We start from the raw sequence: 18,494 nt of genomic DNA on the forward strand, positions 1-18,494 counted from the left end.
AGACCGCCGTCTCAGCGCTCGCCAGCCAGTCGGCCGGGCAGCGGCTTCAGCGGGTAATGCGCCCAGTAGAAAGCGTCTGACTGATACATGTCGGTCAAAAAATTCTGTGCCTCGGCGATCTTGCCGTCCTTGATGCGGAACATCAGCGCGTAGAGCTGGTCGATCTCGGGACCTGAGCCGACATTCGACCAGCCGCGATGGACGTCGACGACGAGGTCGCCCTGCGCCTGGAAGAAGATCGGCCCGGCCTTGAACTTGCCGTCGGCCAGGCCGCGGAAGAAGGCGACCACCTCGTCCGGCCCGCGCTTGTCGCCGGCGAGCGGATGATGACCGGGAATGCGCCACACGATGTCGGGCGCGAGGAAGGGCCGCACGGCCTCGGGATTGCCGGTCGCGTAAGCTGCGTAATAGTCTTTGATGAGCTGGATATTGCGGTCTTCCAGTGGCCCGCTGTGCGCCGGGGCGGCAGACACCGCCAGAAGAGTGCCGGCGGCGAGTAAAGCGAGCCTTGTCATCGGTTCTGTCTCCTTGCCCGTTCGAGCCGTTCCCAACACCGAGGCTCGTTCGTCGGACCCCAACATGACGCCTTTTGTTCGCCGGAAAAACCAGTAGAGTTCGACAGGGCTATTTGGAAAATCCTTACAATGCGCTTCGACCAATTCAGCGGCATCGTCGCCTTCGTGAAAGTCGCCCAGGCCAGGAGCTTCACCCGCGCCGCCGCCGAGCTCGGCGTCGCTCCGGCCTCGTTGAGCGAGGCGGTCAAGGGGCTCGAGGAGCGTCTGGGGGTGCGGCTGCTCAACCGCACGACCCGCAGCGTTGGCTTGACCGAGGCTGGCGCCCACTACCTCGACCACGTGCGTCCGGCAGCCGAAGACATCTGGGCGGCTGGTGCGGCTCTGCGCGAGAGCCGCGACCGTCCCGCCGGCACGCTGCGCCTCAGCTTGCCCTGGATCGCCGCGCCGCTGCTGATAGAGCCATTGATGCGGCCGTTCATGGATGCTTATCCCGAAGTGCGGCTTAGTCTGATTTTCGACGACAGCTTCGTCGACATCGCCGCCGACGGCTTCGATGCCGGCCTGCGCATCGGCGAGCTTCTCGAGAAAGACATGATCGGCGCGCGTCTGGGCGGGCCACTGCAGATGGTCGTGGTGGGTAGCCCCGATTATCTGGCGCGCAAAGGCACACCGAAGCGGCCGGCCGACCTCGCCGCCCATCGCTGCATCGCATTCGCCCTCACCCGCACGCGCGCGATTTCGCCCTGGGAGTTCACCGTGGATGGACGCGAAGTCGCATTCACGCCGGACGCATGTCTGGTCGTGAACACACTTCCGCTGTGCATTACCGCCGCCGCGCAAGGGCTGGGCCTCGCCTTCGCGGTCGAGGGCCTCGCCGTGCCGCTTCTCGCCTCAGGCGCGCTGGTCAAGGTGCTGGAGCCTTTCTGTCCCGCTTACGAGCCGCTCCACCTCTATTATCCGAGCCGCCGCCTGGTACCGCCGAAGCTGCGGGCCTTCATCGACTTCGTCCGCGCGAATTCGCACAAGCTGCGGATCTGAAGTGGCTTTTCGAGAACCCGGCCCCGTTCAGCCCCAGGCGCCGACCATCTGCCTGGTGGTTGCGTTGAGCCGGTTGAATGCGTTGATCAGGGCAATCTGGACGACCAGGGCGGCAAGCGCCTTTTCGTCATAGTGCCGGGCGGCCTCGTCCCAGACTGCATCCGGCACCGGATCCGGCCGGTCGGCCAACCGGGTTGCCGCCTCGGTCAGCGCCAGTGCGGCGCGTTCGGCGTCGGTGAAGTAAGGTGTTTCGCGCCAGGCTGACACGGTGAAGACGCGCTCGTCCTTTTCGCCGGCCTTCTTCAATTCGCGCGCATGCATATCGATACACACGCTGCATCCATTGATCTGGCTGGCGCGTAAATGGACGAGCTTGCGCGTCACATAGGACAGGTCGGCCGTCTCCGTCGACTTGTCCAGCGCGAGCAACGCCTGCAAGGCGCCGGGAATGAGCATCACCGGGTTTTTCAATCGTGCTTGCATGGTGGTCTCCTTAGGCGTGTTTTTGCCGGCCACACATTTCAGCTTTCGGCCGGCTGTGCTGTTAATCAATCAATAACTCGCTAGCTATGAATCGACATATAGCTGAACGGTTATGGATGTGTCAAGCGGCAAAATTGGAGCACCGCCGGCCGCCCTGTCGCGTGTTGAGCCAACACTTCCGGCTTTCATCGCACCATGCCCGATGCTACCGCTGGCCAGCTGAAATCATCGACGGATCGCCCATGACCGAGACCGAACGCCCTCGCCTCCCGTTGATCGAGATCTGCGTCGAAGGCATAGACGGCCTGCTGGCCGCGCAAGCCGCAGGCGCCGACCGTGTCGAGCTCTGTGCCAGCCTGATCGAGGGCGGCATCACGCCGAGCTTCGGCACGGTGCGCGCCGCGCTCGAGCTGGCGACGATCCCGTTCCACGTCATCGTGCGGCCGCGCGGCGGCGATTTTCTGTATGGCGAAGCCGAATATCGTTCGATGCTCGCCGATGTCGGCGCGCTTGCCGAGCTCGGCGTCGCCGGTGTCGTCGTCGGTTGCCTCGCTGCCGACGTCACTATCGACGAACAGCGCATGAGCGAATTGGTTAAGGCGGCGGGACGCTTGAACGTCACCTGCCACCGCGCCTTCGACATGACCCGCGACCCGACCGAGGCGCTGGAAGCGCTGATCCGCTGCAAGGTCGGCCGCGTGCTGACCAGCGGCCAGCGCGACACGGCACTGGAAGGCGCGGACCTGCTCGCCGAGCTTGTCAGGCAGGCCGGCGACCGCATCATCATCCTCGGCTGCGGCGGGCTTGATCCCGAGAACATCAGCAAGGTGCGGAGGAAAACCGGGTTGAGCGAAATGCACTTCGCCGCGCTCAAGGACGTGCCGAGTGCCATGCGCTACCGCAACCCGAAAGTCGGCATGGGCGGCACCGACCTCGACCGCGAATACCGCAACACCGTGACCGACGAGGCGCTGGTGGCGGCGACCATCGCCGCTGCCCGGACATGATCCTGGAAGATCGAAGAAAAAACATGATCGAAATGCGTTTGCCGATCGAACGGGTTTCGCCGCAGGATGAGCCCGCCATCCTCGCGCTCAACAACGAGCACGCTGCGGAATTATCATGGCTCGAACCTGAGCGCCTGTCCTTCCTGCTCGGCGAAGCGTTTTACACGCGCCGCATCGGTGCACTCGAAGCCTTCATCATGACCTTCGACCAGGACGCGAGCTACGACAGCCCCAACTTCCTGTGGTTTCGCGAGCGCTATCCGCGGTTCGTCTACGTCGACCGCGTCGTGGTCGGCGCCAAAGCGCGCGGCCGCGGCCATGCCCGCCGGCTGTATGAGGATCTGTTCGAGCAGGCGTCACGCGCGGGCCAGGCGATCGTCACCTGCGAAGTCAATGCCGAGCCACCCAATCCGGCTTCGGACGCCTTCCATGCCGCACTCGGCTTTGCGGAAGTGGGCGACGCGGTAATCCACGGCGGCAGGAAAGCCGTGCGGTATTATGCAAGACGGATCGCCGGCTGAACGGCGGGCGCCGTTCGCCCTACCAATTGCGGTTCAGCCAGGAGCGGGCCGGCTTTTCGATGATGTAGTAGCTGCACAGCGCGCAAGCGAACGCCGCCGCCAGCATCAACCACGGCGAACTGCCTTTTATGTCGACGAATTGATAAAAAGGCTGCTGCCAAAGATAGAGCGAATACGACCACAGCCCCAGCATCGTCATCGGCAGGGACGATAGAAACCCGGTCAGATACCGGCTGCTGAAGTCGAGCGAATTGACGGCGAGCGCCAGCAGCGGCACCGCGAGCAGATAGTGGATCGGGGTTGGCACGGCAGCCATGAAAAGGAGCACAGCCACTACTGAGGCCGCCAGGGCGACATGCGGCCCCTTGAGCAGCGCCGGCAGCCTGTCGTCGGCCTTGAGCAGGCATATCACCGCCGACAGCAGGATCGAGGCGATGTGCACGTCGGTGCGCCAATAGGTGCCCTCGTAGCCTATTGCGAGCACCCAGTAGGAGATGGCGCCGTTTGCCATGGCCAGCACCGACAATGCACCGAGCAACATGATGACCCGGGACCGCCCCGAGACGACGACGCTGATCAGCGCCAGGATGATATAGGCGTGCTCTTCGACGCAGAGCGACCAGATATGGTCGAGCGCGCCGGCGCGGGTGACGAGAATTCCGGCATAGTTGTAGGTGAACGTCAGCGCCGTCAGCGCCGCCTTCGACTTGAAGGCGATGAATGTGCCGGACAAGGCAACCATCGCGGCGACGACAAAAATCAGCAGTGCCGGGTAGATGCGGGAGAACCGGCGCTTGAAGAATTTCTTCAGCGGATAGTATTCGACAAACAGGATCTCGGCCATCAGCCGGCCGCTGAGCACGAAGAAGAATTCGACGCCCAGGACGCCGAGATTGATGCCGGGAACGGGGAAGAAATGGCCGATCAGCACCAGCGCGATCGACAGGCCGCGCCAGCCGTCGAGATAGGCAAGCCTGGTTCTTGCCGAGCTATCGGCCACAGGCCTGGACACGACAAGACGCGTCGCGGAGATGTCCGTCATGCCGGTCCCTTCATTGAACCTGCGAAAGGTGGGCTGGAGGCCGCATTCCTCCAGCTATATTGCAGCGCACCAGAGCTTTGTGCAAGTGCGAGATAACGACACGCCCGAAGTAGGGGGACGGACCGAAAGGGGCTGTCATGTCCGTTCCCCGAAACCAACGGTCGACAGTCTCAGGCGTTGGCGGCAGGCGCTTCGCGCCGTGGCCGGCTTGTTCCCAAATAGTACATTGCCATCTTGGCCGGCAGAGCAAAATGTACCGGCGATTTCCGCGACGCAACGCGGCAGGCCTAGCCTTTGCGCGATGCAATGCCTTGCCCGACCGGCCAAATCGGTCGAATGTGCCAGCGACATATCCACTGAACAGAGACAGTGCATGACCGGCTTCGTCCTTCCCTTGCCCGCAACCCCGTCGGTGGCCGTGGCCGGCTCGCCGGAGCGTTTTGCGGTGCGCCGGATCTTCTGCGTTGGCCGCAACTACGCAGCCCATGCCCGCGAGCTCGGCAATGACGAGCGCGACCCTCCCTTCTTCTTCACCAAACCAGGCGACGCAGTGGTCGACTCGGTGGTCGGTTCGGGCACCACGATCCCCTACCCGCCACTGACCCAAAACCTGCATCACGAAATCGAGCTGGTCGTCGCGATCGGCAGAGCCGGCTTTCGCATCCCGCGCGAGCGCGCGCTGGACCATGTCTGGGGCTACGGCGTCGGCGTCGACCTGACTCGCCGCGACCTTCAGGACGAGGCGAAAAAGGCGGCAAGGCCGTGGGACTGGTCGAAAGCCTTCGACCGTTCAGCGCCCTGCGGCCCGCTGGTCCCGGCGCAAAAATCCGGTCATCCCGAAAAGGGCTGCATCTGGCTCGCGGTCGACGGCGAGATCAGGCAGGACGGCGACCTTGCCGAACTGATCTGGCCGGTTCCCGACATCGTCTCGATTTGCAGCGAGGCGCTAGAGCTTAAGCCCGGCGACCTGATCTTCACCGGAACACCGGCTGGCGTCGGCGCCGTCGGGCCGGGCGAAAAGATCACCGGTGGCGTCGACGGCATCGGCGAAATCGAACTGACCATCGGCCAACCGATCCGATGAGCGACATCGTCCTCCATAACTACTACCGCTCCTCGACCTCTTACCGGGTGCGGATCGCGCTGGAGATGAAGGGCCTGTCCTACGACTACGTGCCGCATCATTTGCGCCACGGCGAGCATCTCGAACCCGCCTACCTCGCGGTCAATCCGCAAGGGCTGGTGCCGGCACTGGTCCTGGACGACGGCACGCTGCTGACGCAATCGCTGGCGATCATCGAATATTTCGACGAGACCACGCCTGAGCCGCCGCTGCTGCCCAAGGATGCGCCTGGCCGCGCCCGCGTCAGGATGCTGGCGCAGATGATCGCCTGCGACATCCATCCGGTGAACAATCTGCGCGTGCTGACCTCGCTGCGCACACTGTTCGGCGCCGGCGACCAGGATGTCGTCAACTGGTTCCGGCACTGGGTCAACGAAGGCTTCCAGCCGCTTGAAAAGATTCTGGCTTCCTCGCCCGAGACCAAGACATTCTGCCATGGCGACACGCCGGGGCTGGCCGACATCTGCCTGGTCGCACAGGTCACCAGCAATGCCCGCTTCGGCGTCGACATGACGCCCTACCCGACGATCTCGCGCATCAATGCCGCCTGCATGGCGCTGCCGGCGTTCCAGAAGGCCGCGCCTGAGAACCAGATCGATGCCGAATAGACCGCAAATTGCATGAAGTGATGAGGAACTGCCGATGAAAGCCGTCGTCTTCGAAAAGTTCGGCGAAACGCCAACGATCCAGACCGTTCCCGATCCGGAGCCGGCACCGGAAGGCGTCGTCATCAAGGTGGAGGCGACCGGCCTCTGCCGCAGCGACTGGCATGGCTGGATGGGCCACGACGACGGCATCCGCCTGCCGCATGTGCCGGGCCACGAACTGGCCGGCGTCGTGGTCTCCGCAGGCAACCAGGTGACCCGCTGGAAGGGCGGCGAGCGCGTCACCGTGCCGTTTGCCGTCGGCTGCGGCCGCTGCTTCGAATGCACCTCGGGCAATCACCAGGTGTGCGAGCACCAATTCCAGCCCGGCTTCACTGCCTGGGGTTCGTTCGCCGAATATGTCGCCATCGACCCTGCCGACACCAATCTCGTGCGCTTGCCCGATGAGATGGAATTCGCCACCGCCGCCAGCCTCGGCTGCAGGTTCGTCACCTCGTTCCGCGCCATCGTCGACCAGGGCCGGGTGACGCCCGGCGAATGGGTGGCGGTGCACGGCTGCGGCGGCGTCGGCCTGTCGGCGATCATGATCGCCAGCGCCATGGGCGCCAATGTCGTCGCCATCGACCTCACCGACGAGAAGCTGGACTTTGCCAAAAAGATCGGCGCGGTGGCGACGATCAACGCGGCAAAGACGCCGAACGTGGTCAAGGCGGTCAAGCAGATCACCAATGGCGGCGCGCACATGTCGATGGACGCGCTCGGCCACCCCAGTACCTCGTTCAACTCGATCGCAAACCTGCGCCGCCGCGGCCGCCACGTGCAGGTCGGCCTGATGCTCGGCGACCATGCCAGGCCGCAGATACCGATGGACAAGGTGATCGCATTCGAGCTCGAAATCCGCGGCAGCCACGGCATGCAGGCCTTCCGCTACCAGGCGATGATGGAGATGATCCGCACCGGCAAGCTGAAACCCGAACTGCTGGTCGGCAAGAAGATCAGCCTCGAAGAGGCGCCGGCCGCATTGATGGCGATGGGCGGCTTCGAAGGCATAGGCATCGGCGTGGTGACCAGATTCTAGATCACGCCCTGAGTCTGGATCAGCGAAACGACGCGCAGACCTCCCGCACGCAGGCTCGCAGCCAGCGTTGTGCCGGATCGGCATCGAGTCGCGGATGCCACAGCATCGAAATGGTGACCTCCTCGATATCGACCGGCAACGGGAAGCTGTACATGCCCGTGCGCGCGCCCAGCGTGTGCCGTTCGGGGACGCTGGCGATCAGATCGGAGGCGCGCGCCATGGCGAGCGTGGCCGAGAAGCTGGAAACCATGCACACGATCGTCCGCTGGAGACCGAGCAGTTTCAAGGCCTCGTCGATCGGGCCCTTTTCGCGGCCACGCCGCGAAACGCTGATGTGGCGGCCGGCCGCATAGCGTTCCGGCGTCATTGGGCCCTCGCCCAGCCTGTGACCCGTTCGCACCGCACCGATGAAGCGGTCGCGAAACAGCGCCTGAATGCGCATTTCGGGGCTCGTTTCACTGGCAACCCCGATTTCGAGATCAACCGCCGCGTCACGCAACGACATGTCGTTCTTGTCGGATTTCGGCGCAAAACGCAGCCGCACGCCAGGTGCATCCGCTTCGACACGGGTCAGAAGACGCGGTGCGAACTCCTCGACGAAACTTTCGTTGGCGCGCAGCGTGAAGACCTTGTCGAGAGCAGAGAGGTCGAGGAGCTTGGCCGGGCGCAGCAGCGCTTCCGCATCCTGAACGACTCGGCCTACCTGTTGCTGCAATTCGAGCGCGCGCGGCGTCGCAACCAGGCCACGGCCGGCCCGGACCAACAATGGGTCGCCTGTCGCCTGGCGCAACCGCGCCAACGTCCGGCTCATCGCCGAGGGACTGAGGCGCAGCCGCCCGGCCGCGCGCGCCACACTGCCCTCGGTCAGCAGCACATCGAGGGCGACAAGCAGATTGAGATCTGGCGACGACATGGAAGGACCGTAGCACAGCTCGGCCGCGATGTGGCGTTTCATGCACGAATAAGATGCAAATACTGCGCCTTCCGCCACATCATGCGAGGGAATAGCGTCCGACAGCTCCGATTGGGGGCTGCCGGCAAAGGAGTTCACCTTGGCATCGACCGCTGAAAAGACCTGGGACGAAGTTGCCCCGGTGAGCGCACGCTCGACCCGATGGGCATTGGCAAGCCTGTCGCTTTCAACGCTGCTGTCGTCGCTCGCCACCAGCATCGCCAGCGTCGGGCTGCCATCGCTGATGCAGGCGTTCGACGCATCGTTCCAGCTCGTGCAATGGGTCGTCCTGGCCTATCTGCTCGCCATCACCACCTTGATCGTAAGCGCCGGGCGGCTCGCCGATATATTCGGCCGCCGCCCGCTATTGCTCGGCGGCATTGCCCTGTTCACCTTCGCATCGGTGCTTTGCGGGCTCGCGCCGACGCTCTGGCTGCTGATCGCCGCACGGGCGGCACAGGGGCTCGGCGCGGCCATTATGATGGCTCTGACGCTGGCCTTTGTCGCCGACGCGGTTCCCCGGGATAAAACCGGCAGCGTCATGGGCCTGCTCGGCGCCATGTCGGCGATCGGCACCACGCTTGGCCCCTCGCTTGGCGGACTGTTGATTGCCGGCCTCGGCTGGCGCGCGATCTTCCTCATCAATCTGCCGTTGGGGGTGCTGGCCTTTGCGCTTGCCTGGCGCTTCCTGTCGGCCGGAAAAAAGACGCCAGGTCGGCGCGGTTTCGACGGGATCGGCACGGCTTTGCTCGCGCTGACGCTAGCCGCCTATGCGCTCGCCATGACCCTTGGGCGTGGCAGTTTTGGTTCTCTCAATGTCGGCTTGCTGATTGCCGCAACCGTGGCTGGCCTGCTGTTTGTCATTGCGCAGACAAGGGTCCAGAACCCTTTGATCCAACCTGCGAGGTTCCGCGACCAGGCGTTGAACGCAAGCCTCGCCATGAACCTGATCGTCGCCACGGTGATGATGGCGACACTGGTGGTCGCACCATTCTATCTGTCGCGCGCGCTCGGGCTGGACGCAGCCATGGTCGGGCTGGTTCTGTCGACCGGCCCTCTGGTTACCGCATTGGCGGCGCTGCCGGCCGGACGCCTGGTCGATCGTTTCGGGGCGAACCGGATCATGATCGTCGGCCTGTTCGATCTCGCTATTGGCACCTTTGCTCTGTCGCGGGCGGAATTCGGTATTGCCGGCTATGTCGTGCCGATCATCATCGTCTGCACCGGCTACAGCCTGTTTCAGACCTCCAACAATTCGGCCGTGATGACGGGCGTCGCATCCGACCAGCGCGGCGTCGTCTCCGGCCTGCTCAATCTGTCGCGCAATCTCGGCCTGATCACCGGTGCGTCCGTGATGGGCGCAGTGTTTGCCTTCGCATCGGCTGGGGAAGGCACTGGCTTGGCAGTGTTGGCACCTGCGGCAGCGGCACGAGGGATGCAGGTCACCTTCCAGGTGGCGACGGGCCTGGTGCTGATGGCGCTGATCCTTGCGGTATTTTCAGCCCGCGCCACTGCCGGGCGAACTGATATCGTTGCCAAGCATCCTTGAGGATTCCACCCGGTTCGCATGCAACTCCGGCAGCCGGCGCACCTATCTCGCATATCTCTTGGCACCGACGACGCAAAGCACGACGGCGGCGGTGACGGCGATCATGGCGGGACTGACCTGCTCATGCAGCAGCGCTGCCGCCAGCCCCAGGCCGAAGAAGGGCTGCAGCAGTTGCAACTGCCCGACCGCGGCGATGCCGCCTTGCGCCAGGCCGCGATACCAGAACACGAAACCGATCAGCATGCTGAACAGCGAGACATAGGCCAGACCAATCCATGCGCCCCTGCCGGCACTTTCGAGCGACGGCGGCATGGTGATGAACGTCAGCGCCAGCATGAGGGGCAGCGACAGCACCAGCGCCCACGAAATCACCTGCCAACCGCCGAGTTTGCGCGACAGCGCCGCTCCTTCGGCATAGCCCAATCCGCACACGATGATGGCGGCCAGCATCAAGATGTCGCCGAGCGGCGAGACCGACAGGCCTTGCGTGACTGCGAAACCGGCGACAAGGGCGCTGCCGAGGCACGAGAACAGCCAGAACGCCGGCTTCGGGCGATCGCCGCCTCGAACCACACCGAAGATCGCGGTCGCCAACGGCAACAGGCCGACGAAAATGATGGAGTGAGCCGACGTGATGTGCTTGAGCGCCAGCGCCGTCAGCAGGGGAAAACCGACCACGACGCCAAGCGCCACGATCGCCAGCGGGAACAGATCTCGCCGCTCCGGGCGCTTCTGACGAAAAACGAGCAGCAGCGCCAGGCCGAGGATGCCCGCCGAAGCCGCACGGGCGACCGTTACGAACACCGGATCGAAATCCATCACCGCCACGCGCGTCGCCGGAAGCGAACCGCTGAAGATCAGCACGCCTATGAACCCGTTGACCCAGCCACTCGCCGCCCAACCACTCGCCGCCCAACTACTCGCCGCCCAACTACTCGCCGCCTTGTCCATCGATGCCCCGCTGATTTCGCCCTCTATCGGGCCGGGCGTCTGGCTCCGCCAGAGACAATCAGGTACAGTTTGACAAAACCGTCATGGTAGGGCGAGCAGTACGGATGGATGAGCAGACGACAACTGATGAAGGCAGCCGGACGCTTGTCGAAAGCGTCATGGTGACGATCAGGCACAGGATCGCCGCGCGCAGCCTGACGCCGGGAACGCGGCTGCCTTCGATCCGGGCGTTTGCGAAGGCCATGCAGGTTTCCAAATCCACCGTGGTCGAAGCCTATGAGCGTCTTGCGGCGGAAGGCATGATCCGCTCGCGGCCGGGCTCGGGTTTCTATGCCGCCGGACCGTTGGCTCCGTTGTCGCTGGCCGAGATCGGCCCCAGGCTTGACCGTGCCGTCGACCCGCTCTGGGTCTCGCGCCAATCGCTGGAAGCCGGCGACGGCGTCCTGAAACCGGGTTGCGGCTGGCTGCCGGCAACATGGATGCCCGAGGCTGGATTGCGCCGGGCACTGCGGACGACGGCCCGCGCCGACGACGCCGCGCTGACCGACTACGGCACGCCGCTCGGCTTGCCGGCGCTACGCCATCTGCTGGCGCGGCGCATGGCCGAGCACGGCATCGAAGCCTCCCCGGACCAGATCATGCTGACGGAATCGGGCACTCAGGCGATCGACCTGCTGTGCCGGTTCCTGCTCGAACCGGGTGACACGGTGTTGGTCGACGATCCCTGCTATTTCAACTTCCATGCCCTGTTGCGCGCCCATCGGGCCAAGGTGATCAGCGTCCCCTACACGCGCTCGGGGCCGGACATCGAACTGTTCGCGCAGGCGCTGAACGAGCACCGGCCGCGCCTCTACATCACCAATTCGGCGCTCCATAATCCGACCGGCGCGATATTGTCCCCGGTCGTTGCCCATCGGGTGCTGAAGCTCGCCGACCAGTCGGGGCTGACGATCATCGAGGACGATATCTTCGCCGATTTCGAACACACGTCCGCGCCCAGGCTGGCGGCCTTCGACGGCCTCAGCAGGGTCATCCATATCGGAAGCTTTTCCAAGACGCTGTCGGCATCGGTGCGCTGCGGCTTCATCGCCGCTCCTCGCGACTGGATGGAAGGATTGACCGATCTCAAGATCGCCACGTCCTTTGGCAGCGGGCGACTTGCATCCGAACTGGTGCTGACGCTGCTGAAGGACGGCCTCTATCGCAAGCACGTCGATCTGCTGCGCGCGCGGCTCTCGCGCGCCATGGAAGAAACCGGCACCCGGCTCAGGGCAATCAGCATCGTGCCGTGGATAGATCAGCCGGCCGGCATGTTTTTATGGTGCAGGCTGCCGGAGGGAATAGATGCCGCGGACGTCGCCCGTCACGCTTTGTCGGCCAACGTCGTGCTTGCGCCCGGCAATGCGTTCAGCCTGTCCCGGTCGGCCAGCCGTTTCATGCGCTTCAACGTCGCGCAGTCCGGAGATGACCGGATTTTCAGGGCGCTTGAACAGGCGATGTCGCGTTGATTCGCGCTGCCGGAACCCTGCTGGCCTGAGGCTGTGCTCTCAGGCCCCTGCCCGCTTGCGGCGTGCATAAAGCATGACGAGCGTCTCGGCGGTCAGCGCCGGCCTCTGCTCGCCTTCGATCTCGACCGTATTGGCGGCCTTCATTAGATATTGCCCCGGACCTTTGTCTTCCATCGACAACAGCGTGGTGCGCAGCCTGATACGCGAGCCGACCCTGACCGGCGCCACGAAGCGCACTTTGTCGAAACCGTAGTTGAACGCGGCCTGCGTGTTTTCGGGTACGATCCCCATCTCGAGCGCCAGCGCGCCGATGATCGACAGGGTCAGATAGCCATGCGCGATCGTGGTGCGGAACGGGCTTTGCCGCTTCGCCCGCTCGGGATCGACATGGATCCATTGATGATCGCCCGTGCATTCGGCAAACTGGTCGATGCGGTGCTGATCGACCAGCGTCCAGTCCGAAACGCCCAACTCCTGCCCGGCCATCGCCCTGAGTTGCTCGAAGGTCGGCGGCGTCCTCGGCCGTATCTGCGTCATTCCTGCTTTCCCGATCGCTTGCCTGTTCCGGACCACGACGGGCCGCCCCTGTCAATTCGCCAATGCGATTCCAGCGCATAATCTTCGGCCCGCGAACCGCCAGTCTTCGCCGCCGGCAAGTGTGCTGCCGGGGAACAGCTACCTCTTGTCGTGGCCGGCGCGGATCTCCTCCATCGCCTCCTTGATGCGGCTGCGCAGGATTTCGATCGATTCGGTGCCGGACGCCCTCGCCAGTTCGGCCATCTCGCCGGCATTCTTCAGCGCGGTCTCGAAGGATTTCCTGGCGAACGCCGCCTGCTTCTGCATCATTTCCTGCGGATTGCCGGGCGCTCTGTAGCTTTGTGCCATGTCGGTGATTTCGCGCAGCGTGTCCTGCAGCATCTCGCGTTGCCTTGACAACAGCGCCGAGGCTCCAGCGGCGCTCGCCCGTGCCGACTTCTCCAGCGCTTCCAGGTTCTTGGCGTGGTGGGCGAGGATCGCCTCGACGTCGACATTCGGCAGCTTCAGGTCGCGGCCGAACTTGCCGAACATGTCGATGAAGGACTCGGACTCCGGTCGTTTTGCCATGCTGGTTCTCTCCCCCTTGTTGCCGTGAACGCCGCCACTGCACGGAAGATAGTGCAGCGAAGCTCAGCGGTCCATTCGGACGAGTCAGCCGACAAGAAACAGCCGTTCGGCAGTGTAGAGCACGAGCCCGGCAAGGCCACCGATGATCATGCCGTTGAAGCGGATATATTGCAGGTCCTTGCCGATGTTCATTTCGATAAGCCTTGTCAGTTGCGCGAGGTCCCAGCGCTTGACCTGGTCGGCGATGAACTTCGACACGCCGCTCTTCTGGCTTTCGACGAAGGACGCCAGCGCCACGATGAACCCCTGGTTCATGTCGGCCCTGATCTGCGCGTCGTCGGCAAGATGGCGGCCGACCTCGACGAACATGGTGGCGAGATGGTCGCGGATCATCGAATTCGGCGCCTTGGCGTCCTGTTCGATGAACAGCCGCAGGCTGTCCCACATATCGCCGGCCAGCGCGCTGAGCTCTGGCCGGGCAAGGAAATCGCGCTTCAGCTTTTCAGCGCGCCTGGCATATTGTTTGGATGTCCTCAACCGCTCGACGAAGGTTTCGACGAAAAGGTCGAATTCGGCTCGCATCGGATGGTGCGGATCGGCCCGCACCTCATCGAGCAGCGAGCCGGCCGACGCAATGATCTTCTTCAACAGATAGGCGTCGGCGCGAAACAGGTTGAACAGCGACGGCAGTTCCTCGCGGATCTTCTCGCGCATCGTCGCCAGCGCCTGCTCGTCGCTCAGGAAGCGGCCGACCACCTTGGTGAACTCGTCGAATAATTTCTGGTGGCGGCGATCGTCAGTCAGCGCCGACAGCAGCTCGGCGGCGAGCGGCGCCAGCGGCACCTTTTCGATCTGCTCCAGCATACGGCTGGTGACGAAGCCGCGCAGTCCGGATTGCTCGACCGCCGCCAGCGTCTGCGGCACCAGCCGGCCGACGAAGCGCGACAAATCGGCGGCGCGGTTCGGGTCGGCCAGCCAGTCCGCGACCAGCGCGGAAAAGTCGACCTCGGCGAGCTTTTCGCGCACCGGTTCCGGCGCCAGGAAATTCACCTCGATGAAGCGGCCGAGATTGTCGGCGATGCGATTCTGGTTTTCCGGGATGATGGCCGTATGCGGGATCGGCAGGCCAAGCGGCCGCCGAAACAGCGCCACCACCGCATACCAGTCCGCCAGGCCGCCGATCGTCGCCGCCTCGGCGAAAGCGGCGACGAAGCCCAACCACGCATGCCGGCTCTCGAGCGATTTCGCCACCGCAAAGACCAGCACGCAAAACGCAAGCGCTGCGGCGGCAACGAACTTGGTGCGCCTGAGCGCCGAAAGCTTGGCGTCGGCATCGGCGTCGAACCGGACGGACGCGACGGATGCAAATGCCGGGGCTGGTCGTGACATGATGGGCCGCTCCTGATCGTGTATGCGAACTTATCTAGTGTCGCCTGCCCCAGAAAGCGCGCCGCTGGTTCCGGTGCGCGCAATCGTGCACGCAAACTTGACGCCGGAATTCATCTATTATGCAGCGCCAGTCTGGAATTGTTCCAAACTATAGGCCATATTGACGCCAACCACTGTTATGTGAGGACACAATGCGGCTTACCCGTCAGACCAACTACGCCATGCGCATTCTGATGTATTGCGCCGCCAACACCGAGCGGTTGAGCCGCATCCCCGAGATCGCCGCCGCCTATTCGGTATCGGAACTTTTCCTGTTCAAGATCCTGCAGCCGCTGGTCGAAAACGGCCTGATCGAAACGGTGCGCGGCAGGAATGGCGGCGTCAGGCTCGGCCGCGCGGCCGAATCAATCAGCCTGTTCGATGTCGTGCGGGTAACGGAGGAAAGCTTTGCCATGGCCGAGTGCTTCGAGAACGACGCCGCCGAATGTCCGCTGGTCGATAGCTGCGCGCTGAATTCGGCATTGCGCGAAGCGCTCAACGCCTTCTTCGCCGTGCTGTCGCGCTACACGATCGCCGATCTGGTGGCGGCGCGCCCGAATGTGCGGCACCTGCTCGGCATCGACATGCTGGTGCAAAGGGCGCCGGCCGCCTGATTTCTGGTCGCATCTCAGTTGGTGAGGTCTGTTGAGATTCAGGTCAGGCCGAGCCGAAAATGGTGGGTTCCGAGAACCGGAACGGAGCGTACGTTTGGGTACGTGAGTACCGGAAGCGCAGGAAACCGCCATTTGCGGGCCGGCATCACCTGGATATCAACAGACCGACTGCGGCAATACGAACGGCATGTTTGCGGCCGGCAACACACCGACCTTCAGCCGGCAATCGAAGACCTTTTCGATCAGCTCGTCGCTGAGCACCTGTTGCGGCGAACCTGTAGCGGCGAGCCTGCCGCGATGCATGACGAAAATCCGGTCGGCATACATCGCCGTCAAATTGAGGTCGTGCAGGATGGCGACCACGCCGCCGCCGCGTCTGGCGAAATCGCACGCGATGTCCATGATGATCAGCTGGTGTTTGATGTCGAGGCTGGACACCGGCTCATCGAGGAACAAATAGCGCGGCTTGCCGTCGAGCACCGGCTCCCACACCTGGCACAGAACGCGGGCAAGCTGCACGCGCTGCTGCTCGCCGCCGGACAGCTCCTGGTAGAAGCGGCCGGCAAAACCGTCGAGGTCGACGCGAGCCAGCGCCCGTTCGGGCAGGCGCTGGTCCTCGCCGGACAGCGCGCCGGAGCGCCCGCCGACCAGGCCCAGCCTGACGATCTCGCGCACGGTGAACGGAAACGACAGCGTCGTCGCCTGCGGCAGCACCGCGCGCACCGTCGCCGCCTCGACCGGCTTCATCGCCGATAGATTGCGGCCGTTGACGGTGACCTCTCCCGAATAGCCAAGATCGCCGGACAGTGCTCGGAGGAAGGTCGTCTTGCCCGAACCGTTGGGGCCGACGATGGCCGCGATTTCGCCGGGCCGCGCCTCGAAATCGACATTGGCGACAATGCCCTTGCCGCCGATCGCCACCGAGACATCCCGCGCTTCGATCATAGGCAAACTTTCACAGGTCGATGACGCCGCGCTTGCGCAGCAGGATCCACAGGAAGAACGGTGCGCCGGCGACCGCGGTGACGATGCCGATCGGCAATTCGGCTGGGGCGACGATGGTGCGGGCGACGGCGTCGGCCAACAGCAGCAGCGCCGCACCAAGCAGCGCCGATGCCGGCAGCAAATAACGGTTATCGGGGCCGATCAGCAGACGCAGCAGATGCGGCACGACGATGCCGACGAAACCGATGCCGCCGCTGACGGCGACCGATGCGCCGACCGCTGCCGAGACGCCGACAATCGCGGTGTATTTCAGCCGCTGCACCGGAATGCCGAGATGGCCGGCCGTGGCCTCGCCGAGCGCCAGCGCGTTGAGGCCGCGCGCCAGGAACGGCATTGCCGCCAGCGCCAGCACGATGACCGGCCCGACCGAGCCGATCTTCTGCCAGGTTGCGCCGCCCAGCGAGCCGAGCTGCCAAAAGGTCAGGTCGCGCAATTGCCGGTCGTCGGCCATGAAGATCAGGATGCCGGTCAGCGCCATGGCAAGCGCCGCCAGCGCGATGCCGGCGAGCAGCATGGTGGCGACCGAGGTCCGGCCTTGCCGTGTCGCGACCTTATAGAGCAGCAATGTCGTCGCCAGCCCGCCGCAGAACGCAGCCAGCGGCAAAGCCATCGTGCCGAGCGCCGAAGTCAGCGGCGCCAGCATGGTCGAGCCAAGCACGATGACGGCGACCGCACCGAGGCTCGATCCGGCCGAAACGCCGATCAGGCCGGGGTCGGCCAGCGGATTGCGGAACAGCCCCTGCATGACGGCACCGGAGACGGCAAGCGATGCGCCGATCAGCACGCCCATAATGATGCGCGGCAGACGGATGTCATGGATGATCAGGTGGTCGCGGGCGCTCAACGCCGCGTCGCCGGGCAACGCGCCGAACAGCCAGTCATGCATGACGCCGATGGCCGAGGCATCGGATGCGCCGGAGGTCAGCGACAACAGCACGGCGATAGCCAGCCCGACGCAGAGCAGCACGACGACGAGGCGGGCGCGCCGCGAACGGTCACCCTCGGCTGCCGTCGCCATGATGCCCGCCGCACCGGCGATCGAATGATCGGCCATCGCGCTCAATCCGTGACCTGGCCGCCATAGAGCGAGACGGCGAGGTCGTGGATGGCGTCGGCCGTGCGCGGGCCGAAGCCGAGCAGATAGCCGCCGTCCATGCGGATCAGCTTGCGGGCGGCACCCGCCGGCGTCGAAGCCACGGCAGGGTTCGAAAACAATTCGTCATCCGCGGTGGCCGGTCCGGCATTGTTCATCATCAGGATCACGTCGGGCCTGGCGGTGATGACTGCCTCGTCCGACAATTGCTTGTAGCCGGCAATGCCGTCGACGGCGTTGATGCCGCCCGAAAGCTTGATGATGCCGTCGGCGGCGGTGTCGCTGCCGGCGGCAAGCAGCTTGCCGCCCTGCATCGACAGCACGAACAGGATGCGCTTGCGATCCTTGATCGAGGCGGTCTGCTTTTCGGCTGCCTTCAGCCTGGCATCGATCTGGACCGCCAGCGCATCGGCCTTGGCCTCGGTGCCGAGCGCCTTGCCGACGATGTGGATCTTTTCGAGAATGCCTTGATTATCATAGCGCTCGGTCACCTCGATGAACGGGATGCTTGATTTCTTCAAGACGTCGACGGCTTCCTTCGGTCCGCTGCCGTGCAGGGCCAATATGCCCGACGGATTGACCGACAGCACACCCTCCGGCGACAGCTGGCGCATGTAGCCGACATCAGGCAGTTCCGCCGCCGCTTGCGGATAGCGGCTGGTCGAATCGCGCGCGACAAGACGATCCTGTTCACCGAGCGCGTAGACGATCTCGGTGATCGAGCCGCCAATAGCCACGATCCTCGAGCGATCGGCGAAAGTCGCGATGCCCTCGGCGGCTTGAGCCGTCATCAGCGCGGCGAAGGCCAGGAAAACAGCGGCCACAGGACCAAGCGCCGACCTGGAGACCGATGCCAGCCTGGAGAAAAGAACCATCGT

20 protein-coding genes are annotated in these 18,494 nt (G+C 64.2%); 9 read left to right on the forward strand and 11 right to left on the reverse strand.

The window, feature by feature from the left end:
- Positions 1-11 precede the first annotated feature (11 nt).
- Entirely contained in the window at positions 12-515 is a 504-nt protein-coding gene (locus tag NKJ28_RS11210) for a nuclear transport factor 2 family protein (protein ID WP_352635545.1), read from the reverse strand.
- 129 nt (positions 516-644) lie between these two features.
- Here NKJ28_RS11210 and NKJ28_RS11215 point away from each other — a divergent pair, with 129 nt between their 5' ends.
- The gene (locus NKJ28_RS11215) at positions 645-1,553 is read left to right on the forward strand and encodes a LysR family transcriptional regulator (protein ID WP_352635547.1); all 909 of its coding nucleotides are present in this window, start codon (positions 645-647) and stop codon (positions 1,551-1,553) included.
- A 27-nt stretch (positions 1,554-1,580) separates the two neighbouring features.
- On the opposite strand, the gene NKJ28_RS11220 is transcribed toward NKJ28_RS11215, so the two are convergent.
- The gene (locus tag NKJ28_RS11220; protein ID WP_023720025.1) at positions 1,581-2,036 is read right to left on the reverse strand and encodes a carboxymuconolactone decarboxylase family protein; all 456 of its coding nucleotides are present in this window, start codon (positions 2,034-2,036) and stop codon (positions 1,581-1,583) included.
- A gap of 242 nt (positions 2,037-2,278) precedes the next feature.
- Here NKJ28_RS11220 and NKJ28_RS11225 point away from each other — a divergent pair, with 242 nt between their 5' ends.
- Complete coding sequence (locus NKJ28_RS11225) at positions 2,279-3,043, forward strand: copper homeostasis protein CutC (protein WP_352635549.1); 765 nt, start codon at positions 2,279-2,281, stop codon at positions 3,041-3,043.
- A 32-nt stretch (positions 3,044-3,075) separates the two neighbouring features.
- Entirely contained in the window at positions 3,076-3,564 is a 489-nt protein-coding gene (locus NKJ28_RS11230; RefSeq protein WP_023676419.1) for a GNAT family N-acetyltransferase, read from the forward strand.
- 19 nt (positions 3,565-3,583) lie between these two features.
- Here the strand turns inward: NKJ28_RS11230 and NKJ28_RS11235 are convergent, their stop codons facing one another.
- Complete coding sequence (locus NKJ28_RS11235; protein WP_352568886.1) at positions 3,584-4,606, reverse strand: acyltransferase family protein; 1,023 nt, start codon at positions 4,604-4,606, stop codon at positions 3,584-3,586.
- A 373-nt stretch (positions 4,607-4,979) separates the two neighbouring features.
- On the opposite strand from NKJ28_RS11235, the gene NKJ28_RS11240 reads away from it, so the two are divergent.
- The 3 genes from NKJ28_RS11240 to NKJ28_RS11250 are packed head-to-tail and all read left to right on the forward strand — an operon-like array spanning position 4,980 to position 7,412.
- Entirely contained in the window at positions 4,980-5,690 is a 711-nt protein-coding gene (locus NKJ28_RS11240) for a fumarylacetoacetate hydrolase family protein (RefSeq protein WP_023676421.1), read from the forward strand.
- Positions 5,687-6,337, forward strand: a complete 651-nt coding sequence (gene maiA / locus NKJ28_RS11245; RefSeq protein WP_023676422.1) for a maleylacetoacetate isomerase — start codon at positions 5,687-5,689, stop codon at positions 6,335-6,337. Before NKJ28_RS11240 ends, maiA begins: the two co-directional genes overlap by 4 nt.
- Before the next feature lie 34 nt (positions 6,338-6,371).
- Positions 6,372-7,412 carry a zinc-dependent alcohol dehydrogenase family protein gene (locus NKJ28_RS11250; protein WP_352635552.1) on the forward strand — a complete coding sequence of 347 codons (1,041 nt, stop codon included), beginning with the start codon at positions 6,372-6,374 and terminating at the stop codon, positions 7,410-7,412.
- A gap of 19 nt (positions 7,413-7,431) precedes the next feature.
- Here NKJ28_RS11250 and NKJ28_RS11255 read toward each other — a convergent pair whose 3' ends face one another.
- Positions 7,432-8,325, reverse strand: a complete 894-nt coding sequence (locus NKJ28_RS11255; RefSeq protein WP_023676424.1) for a LysR family transcriptional regulator — start codon at positions 8,323-8,325, stop codon at positions 7,432-7,434.
- Between the two features lie 139 nt (positions 8,326-8,464).
- Between NKJ28_RS11255 and NKJ28_RS11260 the strand changes: the two genes are divergently transcribed.
- On the forward strand, positions 8,465-9,913 hold the full coding sequence (locus NKJ28_RS11260) for an MFS transporter (RefSeq protein ID WP_023676425.1): 1,449 nt from the start codon (positions 8,465-8,467) through the stop codon (positions 9,911-9,913).
- A gap of 42 nt (positions 9,914-9,955) precedes the next feature.
- On the opposite strand, the gene NKJ28_RS11265 is transcribed toward NKJ28_RS11260, so the two are convergent.
- Positions 9,956-10,864: a DMT family transporter gene (locus NKJ28_RS11265; RefSeq protein WP_023676426.1), complete on the reverse strand. Its 909-nt coding sequence runs from the start codon at positions 10,862-10,864 to the stop codon at positions 9,956-9,958.
- Positions 10,865-10,968: 104 nt separating this feature from the next.
- On the opposite strand from NKJ28_RS11265, the gene NKJ28_RS11270 reads away from it, so the two are divergent.
- Positions 10,969-12,372: an aminotransferase-like domain-containing protein gene (locus NKJ28_RS11270; protein WP_352517638.1), complete on the forward strand. Its 1,404-nt coding sequence runs from the start codon at positions 10,969-10,971 to the stop codon at positions 12,370-12,372.
- Positions 12,373-12,411: 39 nt separating this feature from the next.
- On the opposite strand, the gene NKJ28_RS11275 is transcribed toward NKJ28_RS11270, so the two are convergent.
- From NKJ28_RS11275 to NKJ28_RS11285, 3 genes are all read right to left on the reverse strand, one after another.
- Positions 12,412-12,909 (reverse strand): MaoC family dehydratase, encoded by a 498-nt coding sequence (locus tag NKJ28_RS11275; protein ID WP_023676428.1) that lies wholly within the window; start codon positions 12,907-12,909, stop codon positions 12,412-12,414.
- 138 nt (positions 12,910-13,047) lie between these two features.
- Complete coding sequence (locus NKJ28_RS11280) at positions 13,048-13,476, reverse strand: phasin family protein (protein ID WP_023676429.1); 429 nt, start codon at positions 13,474-13,476, stop codon at positions 13,048-13,050.
- Between the two features lie 84 nt (positions 13,477-13,560).
- On the reverse strand, positions 13,561-14,865 hold the full coding sequence (locus NKJ28_RS11285; RefSeq protein WP_352454554.1) for a DUF445 domain-containing protein: 1,305 nt from the start codon (positions 14,863-14,865) through the stop codon (positions 13,561-13,563).
- Positions 14,866-15,056: 191 nt separating this feature from the next.
- Between NKJ28_RS11285 and rirA the strand changes: the two genes are divergently transcribed.
- Positions 15,057-15,518: an iron-responsive transcriptional regulator RirA gene (rirA, locus tag NKJ28_RS11290; protein WP_023676431.1), complete on the forward strand. Its 462-nt coding sequence runs from the start codon at positions 15,057-15,059 to the stop codon at positions 15,516-15,518.
- 156 nt (positions 15,519-15,674) lie between these two features.
- Here rirA and NKJ28_RS11295 read toward each other — a convergent pair whose 3' ends face one another.
- Genes NKJ28_RS11295 through NKJ28_RS11305 form a run of 3 tightly spaced genes read right to left on the reverse strand, consistent with a single transcriptional unit; the run spans position 15,675 to position 18,491 of the window.
- Positions 15,675-16,463: a heme ABC transporter ATP-binding protein gene (locus NKJ28_RS11295; protein WP_352635555.1), complete on the reverse strand. Its 789-nt coding sequence runs from the start codon at positions 16,461-16,463 to the stop codon at positions 15,675-15,677.
- A gap of 10 nt (positions 16,464-16,473) precedes the next feature.
- A complete protein-coding gene (locus NKJ28_RS11300) occupies positions 16,474-17,577 on the reverse strand; it encodes a FecCD family ABC transporter permease (protein WP_352635557.1) in 1,104 nt (367 codons plus the stop codon).
- Between the two features lie 5 nt (positions 17,578-17,582).
- Entirely contained in the window at positions 17,583-18,491 is a 909-nt protein-coding gene (locus tag NKJ28_RS11305) for a heme/hemin ABC transporter substrate-binding protein (RefSeq protein WP_352587793.1), read from the reverse strand.
- Positions 18,492-18,494 lie beyond the last annotated feature (3 nt).

Origin of the sequence: Mesorhizobium sp. M0145 (genome assembly GCF_040322355.1) — a bacterium.
Classification (GTDB): Bacteria; Pseudomonadota; Alphaproteobacteria; order Rhizobiales; family Rhizobiaceae; genus Mesorhizobium.

Coding starts and splice junctions, on each gene's coding strand:
- NKJ28_RS11210 (WP_352635545.1), bottom strand. CDS start 515: ATGACAAGGCTCGCTTTACTCGCCGCCGGCACTCTTCTGGCGGTGTCT.
- NKJ28_RS11215 (WP_352635547.1), top strand. CDS start 645: ATGCGCTTCGACCAATTCAGCGGCATCGTCGCCTTCGTGAAAGTCGCC.
- NKJ28_RS11220 (WP_023720025.1), bottom strand. CDS start 2,036: ATGCAAGCACGATTGAAAAACCCGGTGATGCTCATTCCCGGCGCCTTG.
- NKJ28_RS11225 (WP_352635549.1), top strand. CDS start 2,279: ATGACCGAGACCGAACGCCCTCGCCTCCCGTTGATCGAGATCTGCGTC.
- NKJ28_RS11230 (WP_023676419.1), top strand. CDS start 3,076: ATGCGTTTGCCGATCGAACGGGTTTCGCCGCAGGATGAGCCCGCCATC.
- NKJ28_RS11235 (WP_352568886.1), bottom strand. CDS start 4,606: ATGACGGACATCTCCGCGACGCGTCTTGTCGTGTCCAGGCCTGTGGCC.
- NKJ28_RS11240 (WP_023676421.1), top strand. CDS start 4,980: ATGACCGGCTTCGTCCTTCCCTTGCCCGCAACCCCGTCGGTGGCCGTG.
- maiA (WP_023676422.1), top strand. CDS start 5,687: ATGAGCGACATCGTCCTCCATAACTACTACCGCTCCTCGACCTCTTAC.
- NKJ28_RS11250 (WP_352635552.1), top strand. CDS start 6,372: ATGAAAGCCGTCGTCTTCGAAAAGTTCGGCGAAACGCCAACGATCCAG.
- NKJ28_RS11255 (WP_023676424.1), bottom strand. CDS start 8,325: ATGTCGTCGCCAGATCTCAATCTGCTTGTCGCCCTCGATGTGCTGCTG.
- NKJ28_RS11265 (WP_023676426.1), bottom strand. CDS start 10,864: ATGGACAAGGCGGCGAGTAGTTGGGCGGCGAGTAGTTGGGCGGCGAGT.
- NKJ28_RS11270 (WP_352517638.1), top strand. CDS start 10,969: ATGGATGAGCAGACGACAACTGATGAAGGCAGCCGGACGCTTGTCGAA.
- NKJ28_RS11275 (WP_023676428.1), bottom strand. CDS start 12,909: ATGACGCAGATACGGCCGAGGACGCCGCCGACCTTCGAGCAACTCAGG.
- NKJ28_RS11280 (WP_023676429.1), bottom strand. CDS start 13,476: ATGGCAAAACGACCGGAGTCCGAGTCCTTCATCGACATGTTCGGCAAG.
- NKJ28_RS11285 (WP_352454554.1), bottom strand. CDS start 14,865: ATGTCACGACCAGCCCCGGCATTTGCATCCGTCGCGTCCGTCCGGTTC.
- rirA (WP_023676431.1), top strand. CDS start 15,057: ATGCGGCTTACCCGTCAGACCAACTACGCCATGCGCATTCTGATGTAT.
- NKJ28_RS11295 (WP_352635555.1), bottom strand. CDS start 16,463: ATGATCGAAGCGCGGGATGTCTCGGTGGCGATCGGCGGCAAGGGCATT.
- NKJ28_RS11300 (WP_352635557.1), bottom strand. CDS start 17,577: ATGGCCGATCATTCGATCGCCGGTGCGGCGGGCATCATGGCGACGGCA.
- NKJ28_RS11305 (WP_352587793.1), bottom strand. CDS start 18,491: ATGGTTCTTTTCTCCAGGCTGGCATCGGTCTCCAGGTCGGCGCTTGGT.